The organism is Rhodococcus xishaensis, from assembly GCF_004011825.1.
Lineage (GTDB): Bacteria > Actinomycetota > Actinomycetes > Mycobacteriales > Mycobacteriaceae > Prescottella > Prescottella xishaensis.
In genome coordinates this window covers 357,661-371,628 of sequence record NZ_RKLO01000001.1, presented here as the reverse complement: position 1 = coordinate 371,628, position 13,968 = coordinate 357,661, and the positions used below count along the sequence as shown (strand labels likewise).

Sequence of the window (13,968 nt, the reverse complement as noted above, 5' to 3'; positions counted from 1 at the left end):
CCGGCTCGGGGACTTCGGAACCCGACTGGGCCCGTCCTATATTTGTCCTATACGTGACTGACGAACCCAAGACGCAACAGTACGCCTGGGTACTGGTCGCGGGTGGAGCGAAATCCGATCGTTGTGCTTACTTAACAAGTGCGCGCCGACCGTCCCGAATACGACACGGTCGCCGCAACCTCCCGTATAGAGAGTGTTGCGGCGACCGTGTATGAGCCCGCCGGACGGTGGCGGGATCTCAGTGAAGCGTCAGGCCCGGATTCAGCCCCGGTGGGCCTTGATGGCCTCCGTCAGCTGCGGGGCGACGTTGAACAGGTCGCCCACGATGCCGTAGTCCGCGATCTCGAAGATCGGAGCCTCTTCGTCCTTGTTGACCGCGACGATGGTCTTCGAGGTCTGCATGCCGGCTCGGTGCTGGATCGCTCCTGAGATGCCGAGAGCGATGTACAGCTGCGGCGAGACGGTCTTGCCGGTCTGGCCGACCTGGAACTGGCCCGGGTAGTAGCCGGAGTCGACCGCTGCACGCGAGGCACCGACGGCAGCACCGAGCGAATCGGCGAGCTCCTCGACAACCGAGAACTTGTCAGCCGACCCGACGCCACGGCCGCCGGAAACGACGACCGACGCCTCGGTGAGTTCGGGACGGTCGCCACCGACGATCGGCTCACTCGAGACGATCTTGACGGCGCTCTCGTCCTGAGCCGGAACCTCGACCACGACCTGCTCGCCGGCCCCAGCCTGCGGCTGGGCCTCGACGGCACCGGGACGGACCGAGATGACCGGCACCTCGCCATTGGCCTTGGCGTCGACGGTGAACGCGCCACCGAAGATCGAGTGGACGGCGCTACCGTCGGACTTGATCTCGACGACGTCGGACAGCAGGCCGGAGCCGATGCGAGCTGCGAGGCGACCGGCGACCTCCTTGCCCTCGATGCTGGCCGCGGTGACCACGGCAGCCGGGCTCGCGGACTCGACCAGGCTCGCGAGAACGTCGACCTTCGGGGTCACGAGGTAGCCCTCGACGTCGTCGGACTCGGCGACGTAGATCTTCGCGGCACCCGCGGCCGCAAGCGAGTCCGCCAGCTTGCCGGCCGTACCGGCCGGGCCGGCGACGACAGCGGACGGCTCACCGAGCGCGCGAGCGGCGGTGATGAGCTCGGTGCTGATCTTCTTCAGTGCACCCTCGGCGTGCTCGACGAGCACGAGTACTTCTGCCATTGCTTACTTCTCCCTGTCTTGTCTGCTGGTCTCGAGGGGGCTGGATCAGATGATCTTCTGGCCCACGAGGTACGCGGCGATCTTGGAGCCGCCGTCACCCTCGTCGGTGACGCGCTCGCCAGCGGTACGCGGGGGCTTCGGGGTGGAGGCGGTGACGGTGGTGCCGGCGTTGGCGACGCCCACGGTCTCGGGGTCGACACCCAGGTCGGCCAGGGTGAGGACCTGAACCTCCTTCTTCTTCGCGGCCATGATGCCCTTGAAGGACGGGAAGCGCGGCTCGTTGATCTTCTCGTTGACCGAGACGATGGCCGGCAGACCGGCCTCGAGGTTGAAGACACCCTCGTCGGTCTCACGCTCGCCGGTGACCTTGCCCTCGGCGATGGTCAGCTTGCGCAGCTGAGTCAGCTGCGGCAGGCCGAGGTACTCGGCGATGATGGCCGGGACGGCGCCGATACGGCCGTCGGTGGCCTCGTTGCCGGCGATGACCAGATCGGCAGCCTCACCGTCGTCGAAGCTGATCTGGCCGAGAGCGGCTGCCAACGTCCAGCCGGTCTGGATCGCGTCGGAGCCGTGCAGAGCCGGATCGTTGACGTGAACAGCCTTGTCGGCACCCATGGACAGGGCCTTGCGGATGGCGTCGGTGGCGCGGTCGGGGCCGGCGCACAGCACGATCACCTCACCGCCGTCGCGCTCCTTGATGAGGAGTGCTTCCTCGACAGCGCGCTCGTTGATCTCGTCGAGCACTGCGTCGGCGGCCTCGCGGTCAAGCGTGAAGTCCCCGTCTGTGAGCTTGCGCTCGGACCACGTGTCGGGGACCTGCTTGATCAAAACGACGATGTTCGTCATGGGTCTTCGTCGACCTCCTGTGTGTAGCTGGCTGATGATCGCGAGGAACTCCGCGACAAGCCGAGCTCTCGTAGACAAGTTCGTTGCACGTTGGCTGTGCGATAGATTACCCCACAGCAAGTTACCGGCCAGTAACTTGGGTGGAATCCGGTCTCACAATAACCACCAGCAGGCACCTTCACGGCTGTGATGTGGACCACCCGTACAACTCTCGGGGGTAGTGCCACTAACCTCGCTGAGGTGAGCGAATCCACTGTTGGTTGCACGACCGAGCGCGCAGACGCTGCGCCCGACCCGGCGAGCCAGGCGTCCACGCTGCCGCTGACCGGCGAACGCACGGTCCCCGGAATCCCCGAGGAGAACTACTGGTTCCGGCGCCACGAGGTCGTCTACCGCGACCTTCTCCCGCGCTGCTCCGGTCGCGATGTACTCGAGGCAGGATCGGGAGAAGGCTACGGCGCCAACATGATTGCCGACATGGCAACGAAGGTGACTGGGCTCGACTACGACATCTCGGCGGTCGAGCACGTGCGTGCCTGCTACCCCCGTGTGGAGATGGTGCACGGCAACCTCGCGGAGCTACCGCTGGCGAACGAGTCCGTCGACACCGTCGTCAACTTTCAGGTGATCGAACACCTGTGGGATCAGGCACAGTTCCTGCGGGAGTGCCATCGGGTGCTGCGCCCGGGCGGGGAACTGCTCGTGAGCACGCCCAACCGCATCACATTCTCCCCCGGTCGTGATACGCCCCTCAATCCGTTCCACACCCGTGAGCTCAACGCCGCCGAATTGACCGAACTATTGGTCGAGGCAGGCTTCAGGGTCGCGCTGATGACCGGCGTGCACCACGGCCCGCGTCTGCGCGAACTCGATGTCGAGCACGGTGGATCGTTCATCGACGCCCAGATCGAGCGGGCCCTCGCGGGCGAGCCGTGGCCGGAGCAGCTCTGTCGCGACGTCGAGGGCATCACCGCCGACGACTTCGTCCTGCGAGAAGCGGACATCGACGACAGCCTCGATCTCGTCGCCGTAGCGATCAAGGATCCCGTGGCGTGACGGGGGCACGGGAGACGGGGACCTCGCGTGAGCCGGGCATGTTCTGCCTGGTCCTGCACTCGCACTTGCCGTGGCTCGCCAATCACGGTCGCTGGCCGGTGGGCGAGGAGTGGCTGTACCAATCGTGGGCCGCGACGTACCTACCGGTGACGGCGGTGTTGCGGCGACTGGCTGCCGAGGGGCGCACCCGTCTGCTCACGCTCGGCGTCACGCCGGTGCTCGCCGCGCAACTCGACGACCCGCACTGCCTCAACGGTATGCACCACTGGCTCGGCAACTGGCAGCTCCGCGCCCACGAAGCCGCCGGGATGCCGTCGGCCTCGCACCGCGATCTGGGCGCCCGCGAGCACCGCGCGTCCGCTGCCGCCCTCGATGTCTTCGAAACCCGTTGGCGCCATGGAGGTTCCGCCGTACTGCGCGAGCTCATCGACGCCGAGACGATCGAACTCCTCGGCGGCCCGCTCGCGCACCCGTTCCAGCCGCTGCTCGATCCGCGATTACGGGCATTCTCGCTCTCCGAGGGCCTCGCAGACGCCGAGGCCCGGTGGGGCCACACCCCCGCTGGAATCTGGGCGCCGGAGTGCGGGTACACCCCGGGCATGGAGATCGGCTACGCCGCCGCAGGTGTGTCGCATTTCATGGTCGACGGCCCGGCGCTGCGCGGTGACACCACCGCGGGTCGGCCGGTGTGGGACTCCGACGTCGTCGCCTTCGGCCGCGACCTCGAGGTCAGCTACCGCGTGTGGTCGCCGAAGACCGGCTACCCCGGCCACGCGGCCTACCGCGACTTCCACACCTACGACCACGACACCGGTCTCAAGCCCGCACGCGTGACCGGCCGCACGGTTCCGTCGGAGAAGAAGGCGCCCTACGACCCGGAGCTCGCGGCGGTCGCCGTCGACCAGCACGTCGCCGACTTCGTCGACACCGTGCGCCGACGCCTGCGCAGCGAGTCCGAACGCATCGGCGGCCCCGCACTCGTCGTGGCCGCGTTCGACACCGAACTGTTCGGGCACTGGTGGCACGAGGGGCCCCAGTGGCTCGAACAGGTGCTGCGGGCACTTCCCGAGGCCGGCATCGAGATCGGCACCCTCGCCGACGCCCGCGCCCGTGGCTACGTCGGTGCACCCGTCGAACTGCAGGACTCGTCGTGGGGTTCGGGCAAGGACTGGCGGGTGTGGGCCGGCGACCAGGTGCAGGACCTGGTCCAGCTCAACGCCGAGGTCGTGCAGACCGCGCTCGACACGATCGACAAGGACCGCGACGCGAACCACCACGGATTCGAGGGCGACCCGGAACTTCGCAAAAGGGTCCACGACCAGATGCTGCGTGAGACGCTGTTGACGGTCTCGAGTGACTGGGCCTTCATGGTCAGCAAGGACTCGGCCGCCGGGTACGCTCGCGACCGAGCCCACAAGCACGCACACGCGTTGCGGGAGATCGCCGACGCCGTCGCGTCCGGACGGGACGAGGTCGCACGCCGACTCGCCGACGGATGGAACGCCGCCGACGGCCTGTTCCCCGCACTCGACGCACGGCGCCTGCCCGTTCGCTCGGCCGAAACAGCTGCATTCGCTGGGAGCACGCAATGAGAGTTCTGATCGTGTCGTGGGAATACCCGCCCGTGGTGGTGGGTGGACTGGGCAGGCACGTCCACCACCTTGCTACCGAACTGGTCTCCGCCGGCCACGAAGTGGTCGTGCTGTCGCGGCGGCCTTCAGGCACCGACCCGTCCACACACCCGACGACGACGGAGATCTCCGAGGGCGTACTTGTGGTCGCGGTCGCCGAGGATCCGCCGCACTTCATTTTCGGTGAGGACATGCTGGCCTGGACGCTGGCCATGGGACACGCGATGGTCCGCGCGGGTGTGGCGCTGTCGAAGGGCGGCATCGGCGAGGGCTGGCAGCCCGACGTCGTGCACGCCCACGACTGGCTGGTGGCGCACCCGGCGATCGCTCTCGCCGAGTTCTACGACGTCCCGTTGGTCTCCACACTGCACGCCTCCGAGGCCGGTCGGCACAGCGGCTGGATCTCCGGCCGGGTCAACCGCCAGGTGCACTCGGTGGAGTGGTGGCTCGCCAACGAATCCGACTCGATCATCGCGTGTTCGAAGTCGATGGAGGACGAGGTCACCCAGCTGTACGGTCCGGAACTGCCGCCGATCACCGTGATCCGCAACGGCATCGACGTCACGACGTGGAACTACCGTTCACGCTCGCCTCGGTCGGGACCGGCGGCTCTGCTGTATGTCGGACGCCTCGAGTACGAGAAGGGCGTGCAGGACGCGATCGCGGCGTTGCCGCGGATCCGACGCAGCCACCCGGGCACGACGTTGGCCGTCGCCGGTGAAGGCACCCAGTTCGAGTGGCTGCGGCAGCAGGCCCGCACACACCGGGTAGCGCGCTCGGTGACGTTCCTCGGCAACCTCGACCACGAGGAACTGCTCGGATGGCTGCACGGCGCCGACGCGATCGTGCTGCCGAGTCGCTACGAGCCGTTCGGGATCATTGCGCTCGAGGCCGCCGCCGCGGGCACCCCGCTGATCGCGTCGACAGCGGGCGGGCTCGGCGAGGCCGTCGTCGACGGTGTGACCGGCCTGTCCTTCGCACCGGGCGACGTGGACGGACTCAGCTCTGCCGTGCGAGAAACCCTTGACGATCCGGACTCCGCCCAGGTTCGGGCGCAGGCGGCACGCGATCGGCTGACCGCCGACTTCGATTGGCGCAAGGTGGCCGAGGAGACCGTGCAGGTCTACGCCGCGGCCAAGCGTCGTGTTCGGCATCCGTTGACGCGTCCGGAGGTTCCCGAGCGCCCGCTTCCCGGTCGGTAGCGGGCGCCCGGACCGATCACTACTTGGTGCCGGTTCCGTTGCCGTTCACCAGAGCCCCAGCACTACCACCAGCCGCGCCCTTCTTGCGGGCGATGTCCTCGAGCGCCGCGATGTACTTCGCCCGCTCCTCGGCGCCGGCCTCCCAGTCGGCGAGGCGATTCTTGACCGGTTTCGCCGGGGAACCGACGGCGATGCTGAAGTCGGGGATGTCTCCCTTGACCACGGCATGCGCACCGAGCACACAGCCACGGCCAACGCGAGTGTTGCGCAGGACCGAGACCTTGGCCGCGACCCACGTGTCCGGACCGATACGAACGGGGCCCTTGGCGATGCCCTGATCCTTGATCGGGACCGTGACGTCCTCGGTCCGGTGATCGAAGTCGCAGATGTAGCACCAGTCCGCGACGAGAGTCGATGCGCCGATCTCGATGTCGAGGTAGGTGTTGACGACGTTGTCCTTACCGAAGACGACCTTGTCGCCGATCCGGAGCGAACCCTCGTGACACCGCAGGGCGTTGCCGTCGCCGATGTGGACCCACTTGCCGATCTCCATCCGCGACAGTCCCGGTGTCGAGTGGATCTCGACGTTCTTGCCGAGGAACACCATGCCGCGCGTGATGATGTGCGGGTTCGCCAGTTTGAACTTTGCCAACCGGTAGTAGCGGACCAGGTACCACGGTGTGTACGCCTTGTTCGCGATCACCCACTTCAGCGAACCCAGCGTCAGGAAGCGGGCCTGCTCACTATCGCGACGTCGGGATCCGCGCCACCTCGTGCGCAACGGTGCGCCCCACATGCTCGTCATGAGATATAAGCCTACGGACCACCGTTGTGCGTCTCATCACGCGCCCTCGGTGGCGGCTAGGCGGCATGACGTCCGGCGACGTCGTCCTCGCGCCAGTCCCCCGCGCGCCAAGACTGGCGCGCCGACCTCCACCTAGGCGGGACAGGGGCGTGGAGCAGGCGGGAGCGGCGGTGCCGCGTCCGGCGCGCCAAGCCGTCGTCGTGCGCAACCAGATACGCGGTCGCTGCGCCGAGGGCGCCAGTGACGACCATCTCGATGAACGACACCATGACGATGCCCACCATCGCCGCCGTTCCGGTGACGAGCGCCGCGGTGACGATCCGGCCGGCCAGCGGGGACGCGAGGAGGTGGTCCTCCTCGTCGACGTCTGCCTCGTCGACGTCTGCCTCGTCGACGTCTGCGTCCGACGCGTCCTCCTCGGTTCTGGGCGCCGACGACGCATCAGCCGTCCCGTGCGCAACAGTTTCCCCCGCTTGCACTTCGGATTCTGTTCGCGTTCCCGGCTGCATGAAACCATTAGACACAATTTTCGGCGGAGTATCGGAGTGGAATTCATAAATGATCTGCAACGATCATGAAACTCGGGAATTCCATCGATGACGTTCACGCGAATCAGTCGAATCAGCCGCGGAGGGCGTTGTCCACCGTTACGTAAGAGAGAGAGTGCGCGAGCGCGACTGGGGTGTGCGTCACCTGCCCGGACCAGGTGTTTAGTCCCTTCGCGAGAGAAGGGTCGTCGCGCATCGCAGCACGCCATCCCTTTCCCGCAACCGCGGATACGAACGGAAGCGTGACATTTACGAGGGCGCGCGTCGACGTATGCGGAACAATGCTTGGCATATTGGGCACGGCATAAATAACGGAATTGTGAACCATATATGTGGGTTGGTCGTGAGTGGTGGGGCGCGAGTCCTCGAAGCACCCGCCCTGGTCGATCGCGATGTCGACCAGCACGCTCCCCGGCAACATGCGGGAGACCAACTCGGACGAGACCAGATGCGGTGCACGAGCACCGGGAACCAGGACCGCACCGATCACCAGGTCCGCATCAAGGAGTGTCCGCTCGAGTTCGGTCCGGGTGGACACGGCCGTCGAGATGCGCGAACCGAACTGTGTGTCCAACCACCGCAGCTTCGCGACGTCACGATCGAGCACGGTCACCCGCGCGCCCATGCCCACCGCGACCGCCGTCGCGTGTATTCCGGCGTTGCCGGCGCCGATGACGACCACGCGGGCCGCCGCAACGCCCGGCACGCCGCCGAGCAGGATTCCGCGCCCCCGACGCTCGCCCGACGCGCTCGCTTGCAGTGCGTGTGCCCCCACCTGAGTTGCAAGCCTGCCGGCTACCTCGCTCATCGGCGCGAGCAAAGGCAGTGATCTGTCAGCCAGCTCAACCGTCTCGTACGCGATGGCGGTGACACCACTCGACAGCAGCGCCTGGGTGCACTCGAGCGACGCTGCAAGATGGAGGTACGTGAAGAGAATCTGCCCGCGCCGCATCAGCGCGTACTCAGGTTCCAGCGGCTCCTTGACCTTCACGATCAGGTCCGCCTCGGCCCACACCTGGTCCGCCCGATCCATGATGCGGGCGCCGGCCGCGACGAACTCCTCGTCGGGCAGCGACGACCCGTCGCCCGCCCCACGCTCGATAAGCAGCTCGTGCCCCTGCGCCCGGAGCTCGTTGACAGCGAGCGGCGTCAAGGCGACCCGCAGCTCGCCGTTCTTGATCTCCTTCGGCACCCCGATTCTCATGATGTCTCTCCTCCGCCGAAGCAAGCGGTTCAACGCCACGTCGACCGTCGCCGATAGGTCTTCGTCGAGGGTCCCACGAAATACGCCGGGGAGGTTCGACGACGCCGAATCCCGGCCGGGATAGTCTCTGGTCCGAGCAAATTCCGATTCGAGGAGATCTAATGCGGCGTGCCCTCAGGTCGTCGGCGGCGGCGCTGGCGACGATCTCGGCCCTCCTACTGGCAGGATGCGGCGGGGATTCCGGCACAGAGAACGTCTTCGGGGCGGCCGGCTGGCCAGGGATGCACGCTGACGCCCGCAACAGCGACACGAGCCCCTTGACGGGGTCGCGTTCGCTGGAATTCGCGTGGTCGCGACCGATCGGCGGCCCGACGCCCACCCGCGCGACGGTCGCGGAGAACGGCCAGATCTTCCTGACTTCGCAGACCGAGCAGGGCTGCAATCTTCTGTCCTTCCAGATGGACTCCGGCCGCAAGCGTTTTTGCAACGCGATCGGCCCGGGCGCCGCGACAGGTGCGCCGGTCGTGGACGCAGTGGCCAACGTGTACGTCGGCGAGGAAGGCGCAATGAGCTCGTTCAACGAGCACGGTCAGTTGCGCTGGCGCACACCGGTGACCGGCACCCCACTGTCCGCCCAGTTCACCGGTGACGGCAATCTTCTCTTCGTCACGCAACTCGGCCAGATCAACGTGCTCGACCCCCAGACCGGCTTCAAGGTGGTCCCGTCGTACGACCTGATCCCGCCGGCGTCGCACACGCAGGGGATCAACGTCGCGCCCATCCCGAACGGGCTCGGCCTGGACGCGTGCTTCGACGGTACGGCCGCGTGCCCGGTAGCGAACTCCCCCGCGATCGATCTGGACAGCGGCCAGTTCGTGCTCACGTTCTGGCGACCCGGGGCGACGCAGGCCGACCTGGTCGCGATGTCGTACACGGGTGGGGACGATGCCCGGATCGACACCGACTGGTCCACGACGATCCTCGAGGACGGGGCCGCGTCCGCGCCAGTCCTGTCGGCGGACGGGAGAACCGTGTACACCAACGACAACGCCAGCCAACTGTGGGCAGTCGACGCCGCCACCGGGGAGGCCAAGTGGAGCTACGACCTGGGGTACAGGCCGCTCGGTAGCCCATCCGTATCGGCCGACGGGCTGATCATCCCGGCCGGCGGAGAAGACGGCCTCCTGCTGGCGCTGCGGGATCGCGGGGACCGGGCCGAATCAATCTGGGAGCGAGGCGATCTCACTCAGGTGGGTGCCGCGGCCCAGGCTGCCGGCTCGACGGGCTACACGACGGTACGTGACGGCGAAGACGGCGTCGCATTGCTCACCTTCGACACCGAAACCGGCGAGACCGTCGACGAGGACGCGCTTCCCGGCGCCACCGGGTTCACGGCCGGCACCTCGATCGGACCAGACGGCGAGGTACTCACCCCGACTCTGATCGGCGAGTTGTTCGTCCTGAAGTGACTACTCAGTTCGGGGCGGCCTCAGTTCCGCGCGGCCTAGTTTCGTGCGGCGCACACGAACGCGACGGGAGCATGCCCGATCCGGGTGAGCACCACCGACAGCGGCGTGGTGCCGCGCAGCTTGAGGCGCGGGCGTAGCACCGCCGGATCGATGTCGAGCCCCCGGACCAGGATCTCGGCCGAACCGCAGTCGCGGGCGGCCAACTCCCGCCGCAGGGCCTTCTCCGTATACCCGAGCCGGGTCAGCACCCGGAACCCGCGCACCCCTTCGGGCACGCGGTCACCGGTGAGGTAGGCGATCCGCGGATCCAGCTGCCAGAGCCCGTGCCGGGCCGCGTAGTGGCGCACCAGTCCCGCACGGACGACGGCGCCATCCGGCTCGATGATCCACTCCCCCGGTTCGCGCTCGGGGATGTCGTCCGGTTCGGTGTCCGTGATCTGCCACGCCGTCCCGTCCGAGCGCAGCACGCTCGCCCGGCGTCGAACACCCGGATCCGACAGTCCCGGCGACCACAGACACGCCTCACGCACACCGCCGTCGAGCGAGACGATCTCCACTTCGCCATCCCAGCCCAGCCGATCGAAATCGAGGCCTGGGGCGCACTTGACCGCCAGATCGCGGCCCGCGTAGACATCCAGCAGATCCGGCAACGGCGGCATCGATGCGGCCGGATCGAACCTGCGTTTGCCGTCTGACCGACGCGCGGGGTCCGCCACCACGACGGTGTCCCGTGTGCACGGGTGCAGCGCGTCCGCGCGCAGAAGGGTCGCCCCGGGCACGTTGTGCGCGGCCATCGCCAGCCGCACCGGGTCCAGGTCGCTGCCGATCGCGACATCCGTCAGCTCGATCAGGGCCGACAGCTCTGTACCGATCGAGCAGGTGACGTCGTGGACACGTCGACCCGTCAACCGGGTCCCACGGTGCCGAGCGACCACGCGCGGCGTCGCCTGCTGCAGTGCGTCGCCGGTGAACAGCCACGAGTCGGCGTCGACGAGCTTGGCCTGCGCCTTGCGCCGCAGCAAGACCGTCTCGATCAGCGGGCCCGCCCGCTCTCCAAAGCGCGCACGCGCCCGGCCGATATCGGCCAGACGCGTGCGCGTGGACAATTCCGAACCTGCGACCATCGCCAGCGCCGCGGCGCCCTCGTCGCTGCGCAGGTAGTCGACGTCGTCGATCGTGAAGGGGTAGCCCAATACGTCGTGCGGGTCGTTCAGTCGGTGGCGCCGGGCTTCACGCCGGTGACCATGACGTTGTAGAAGAATCCGCGGGGCACAACGCGGTGCAGCACCTTCTCGTCGATCCAACTGAGCGACTTCCAGCTACCGAACGCAAACCTGGCCCAGCCCCAGCCGAGCTTCTCCGGCGGGACGGCCGCCTCGAACGTGCGTACCGGCCAGCCCAGCAGGGCCGCGGCGAACTCCTCGGTCTTCGCCTTCACCTCGACCGCACCGGCGGACTTGGCGATGTTCTCGAGATCAGTGGGATCGAACGTGTGCAGGTCGACAACGGCCTCGAGCGCGGCGGCGCGGGAGGACTCGTCCAACTCGGCCTGGGGTCGACGCCAATCCGACAGGAACGGCAGCTTGGTGATGTTCGTCGTCGCCGCCCAGGTGGCGCGGCCGAGCCAGCGGGCGTAGAAGTTGCCGACCGTCGTCGGCTCACCGGCGAACACGAAGCGGCCGCCGGGCTTGAGGACCCGCAGCACCTCCCGCAGCGACTGCTCGACGTCCGGGATGTGGTGCAGCACCGCATGCCCGACGACGAGATCGAAGGTGTCGTCGTCGTAGGGAATCGTCTCGGCATCGGCGACCCGGCCGTCGACCGGAAGCCCCAAGTTCTCGGCGTTGCGCAGGGCGACCTTGACCATGCCCGGCGACAGGTCTGTGACCGACCCCGTCTTCGCGACGCCGCCCTGCATCAGGTTGAGCAGGAAGAAGCCCGTACCGCAGCCCAGTTCCAGTGCCCGCTCGTACGGCAGCGGCTGATCGCCGGCCACGCCGTCGAACCGACCGCGCGCGTAGTCGATGCAGCGCTCGTCGTACGAGATCGACCACTTCTCGTCGTAGGTCTCGGCCTCCCAGTCGTGGTAGAGGACCTGAGCGAGCTTCGTGTCCTGCATCGCAGCCTCGACCTCTTCGGCGGTGGCGTGCGGGTTGGGAGTGGGATCTGTCGGGCTTGCACTCATGCGGGGAATCCTAGCGAAAGGTAACGGATGAACAAGTTCTACCTTTTGGCCTTCTCGGTGCGGCTACTTGCCGGTGAACTTCGCCTTGCCCGGACCGTTCTCGATGAACGACTCCATACCGATGGTGCGGTCAGCGGTCGCGAACAGTGACGCGAACAGGTGCTGTTCGATCTTCAGGCCCGTCGCGAGGTCGGCATCGAGGCCCTGGTCGATCGCGGCCTTTGCGGCGGCCAGCGCGCGACCGGCGGCGCCGGTGAACTGAGATGCCCACTTACGGGCGGCGTTGTAGACCTCGTCGGGCGCGACCATCTCGTCGATCAGACCGATCTGCAGGGCCTCCTCGGCGCCGACGAAGCGTCCCGTGAAGACCATGTCCTTGGCCTTCGCCGGGCCGACCAGGCGGGCCAGGCGCTGCGTTCCGCCCCCGCCGGGAATGATGCCGAGGAGGATTTCCGGGACGCCGAGCTTGGCGTTGTCGCCGGCGACGCGGTAATCCGCGCCGAGCGCGACCTCGAGGCCCCCGCCGAGCGCGTAGCCGGTGATCGCGGCGACCGTCGGCTTCGGGATGTCGGCGATCGACCCCAGGGCCGACTGCAGTTCGGCGATGATGTCGCTCATCTGACCGAAGTCCAGCTCTGCCATCTCCTTGACGTCGGCGCCCGCAGCGAACACCTTCTCCCCGCCGTACACGATGACAGCCTTGACTTCCGGATCGACGCTCGCGTGCCGTGCCGCAGCCCGAATCTCCTCCTGCACCTGACGGTTCAGGGCGTTCATCGGGGGGCGCGCGAGACGAATCGTGCCGATGCCTTCGGAAACCTCGAGGGTCACAAACTCAGCCATGCGGCCCAGGCTACTGGGCGTCACCCCCAGGGCAGCGCCCCGGTGCCGTAGTAGCCCGCGTCACCCGGGAACAACACCCACGGCTTGCCGTCGACGAAGCGTAACTCCGGCAGGATGGGTGAGATCTCCGGCTCGGCAGCGAGAATCGCGTCGACGTCGTCGAACTGCTCCAGCGTCGCGAGCTGACTCCAGGTTGGCGGCAACAGGACGCTGCGGCGCTCGCGCCAGTCGTCCACCGCCGCGGCCGGCGTCCGCCATGCGACCTCCGCCGCCTCCGATGTCTCGCCGTCGGCGTCCTGCCCCTCCGGCAGGATCGCGACGAAGAAACGCGTGTCGTAACGACGCCCCTCCTGGACCGGGGTGATCCAGTTGGCCCACGGTCGCAGCAGATCGGTTCGCATAACAAGGTTCTCGCGCGCAAGGAAGTCCGCGAACGACAACTCCCGCGCCTCGAGTTGACGCCGTGCTTCCGAAAACCCGGCGGTGCTCTCGACGACACTGTCCTCGGTCGGGCCGGCCAGCAGTACTCCGCACTCCTCGAACGTCTCCCGGACGGCCGCGCACACGAGGGCCTTGGCACTGGGTTCGTCGACACCGAATCGCTCGGCCCACCAGGACACGGGCGGTCCCGCCCAGCGCACGTCGGCGACACCGTCGGAGGGGTCGACGCCGCCGCCCGGGAACACCGTCATGCCACCTGCGAACGCCATCTCCGTGGCCCGCCTCAGCAGGAACACTTCGACGCCCGACTGCCCGTCACGCACGAGAATGACTGTCGACGCGTCCTTCGGCGTGGGTGCGGTGGACGCGGTCTGCGTCTCGTCGAACATTACGGGCTGCTGTGTGGCGCCGGGGGAAGAGGCGCCCGCGTCTCGACTGGTTCCCATACCGGGAACCTACGCCCCGTGTGAACCAGGCCTCACCACCAGCCCCATCGAGGACGTGCCCCGGCGTGTCAGGC

At 67.6% G+C, this 13,968-nt stretch carries 13 protein-coding genes; 4 read left to right on the top strand and 9 right to left on the bottom strand.

Features of this window, described 5'->3' with window-relative positions:
- Positions 1–261 precede the first annotated feature (261 nt).
- Positions 262–1,218: an electron transfer flavoprotein subunit alpha/FixB family protein gene (locus EGT50_RS01850; RefSeq protein WP_127950895.1), complete on the bottom strand. Its 957-nt coding sequence runs from the start codon at positions 1,216–1,218 to the stop codon at positions 262–264.
- 45 nt (positions 1,219–1,263) lie between these two features.
- Entirely contained in the window at positions 1,264–2,064 is an 801-nt protein-coding gene (locus EGT50_RS01845; RefSeq protein ID WP_127950894.1) for an electron transfer flavoprotein subunit beta/FixA family protein, read from the bottom strand.
- 240 nt (positions 2,065–2,304) lie between these two features.
- Here EGT50_RS01845 and EGT50_RS01840 point away from each other — a divergent pair, with 240 nt between their 5' ends.
- From EGT50_RS01840 to EGT50_RS01830, 3 genes are read left to right on the top strand one after another with little or no spacing between them, the layout of a single operon-like run.
- The gene (locus EGT50_RS01840) at positions 2,305–3,120 is read left to right on the top strand and encodes a class I SAM-dependent methyltransferase (protein WP_235870510.1); all 816 of its coding nucleotides are present in this window, start codon (positions 2,305–2,307) and stop codon (positions 3,118–3,120) included.
- A gap of 38 nt (positions 3,121–3,158) precedes the next feature.
- Positions 3,159–4,712, top strand: a complete 1,554-nt coding sequence (locus tag EGT50_RS01835; RefSeq protein WP_127951350.1) for a 1,4-alpha-glucan branching protein domain-containing protein — start codon at positions 3,159–3,161, stop codon at positions 4,710–4,712.
- Positions 4,709–5,953, top strand: coding sequence for a glycosyltransferase family 4 protein (locus EGT50_RS01830; protein WP_127950893.1), 1,245 nt, complete (start codon positions 4,709–4,711; stop codon positions 5,951–5,953). The genes EGT50_RS01835 and EGT50_RS01830 overlap by 4 nt, the downstream gene beginning before the upstream one ends.
- A 19-nt stretch (positions 5,954–5,972) precedes the next feature.
- Here EGT50_RS01830 and EGT50_RS01825 read toward each other — a convergent pair whose 3' ends face one another.
- The 3 genes from EGT50_RS01825 to ald form a co-directional block, all read right to left on the bottom strand.
- A complete protein-coding gene (locus EGT50_RS01825) occupies positions 5,973–6,758 on the bottom strand; it encodes an acyltransferase (RefSeq protein ID WP_127950892.1) in 786 nt (261 codons plus the stop codon).
- Positions 6,759–6,814: 56 nt separating this feature from the next.
- The gene (locus tag EGT50_RS01820) at positions 6,815–7,237 is read right to left on the bottom strand and encodes a hypothetical protein (protein WP_127950891.1); all 423 of its coding nucleotides are present in this window, start codon (positions 7,235–7,237) and stop codon (positions 6,815–6,817) included.
- Between the two features lie 142 nt (positions 7,238–7,379).
- Positions 7,380–8,510 (bottom strand): alanine dehydrogenase, encoded by a 1,131-nt coding sequence (ald, locus tag EGT50_RS01815; RefSeq protein WP_127950890.1) that lies wholly within the window; start codon positions 8,508–8,510, stop codon positions 7,380–7,382.
- A gap of 161 nt (positions 8,511–8,671) precedes the next feature.
- On the opposite strand from ald, the gene EGT50_RS01810 reads away from it, so the two are divergent.
- Positions 8,672–9,979, top strand: a complete 1,308-nt coding sequence (locus tag EGT50_RS01810) for an outer membrane protein assembly factor BamB family protein (protein WP_127950889.1) — start codon at positions 8,672–8,674, stop codon at positions 9,977–9,979.
- Positions 9,980–10,014: 35 nt separating this feature from the next.
- Here the strand turns inward: EGT50_RS01810 and EGT50_RS01805 are convergent, their stop codons facing one another.
- The 4 genes from EGT50_RS01805 to EGT50_RS01790 all read right to left on the bottom strand — a co-directional run bounded on the left by EGT50_RS01805 (position 10,015) and on the right by EGT50_RS01790 (position 13,837).
- Positions 10,015–11,172: a THUMP-like domain-containing protein gene (locus EGT50_RS01805; RefSeq protein ID WP_127950888.1), complete on the bottom strand. Its 1,158-nt coding sequence runs from the start codon at positions 11,170–11,172 to the stop codon at positions 10,015–10,017.
- A gap of 17 nt (positions 11,173–11,189) precedes the next feature.
- On the bottom strand, positions 11,190–12,164 hold the full coding sequence (locus EGT50_RS01800; protein ID WP_127950887.1) for a class I SAM-dependent methyltransferase: 975 nt from the start codon (positions 12,162–12,164) through the stop codon (positions 11,190–11,192).
- A 63-nt stretch (positions 12,165–12,227) separates the two neighbouring features.
- Positions 12,228–13,007 (bottom strand): enoyl-CoA hydratase/isomerase family protein, encoded by a 780-nt coding sequence (locus EGT50_RS01795; RefSeq protein ID WP_127950886.1) that lies wholly within the window; start codon positions 13,005–13,007, stop codon positions 12,228–12,230.
- 20 nt (positions 13,008–13,027) lie between these two features.
- Positions 13,028–13,837, bottom strand: a complete 810-nt coding sequence (locus EGT50_RS01790; RefSeq protein WP_235870559.1) for an NUDIX hydrolase — start codon at positions 13,835–13,837, stop codon at positions 13,028–13,030.
- Between the last annotated feature and the right edge of the window lie 131 nt (positions 13,838–13,968).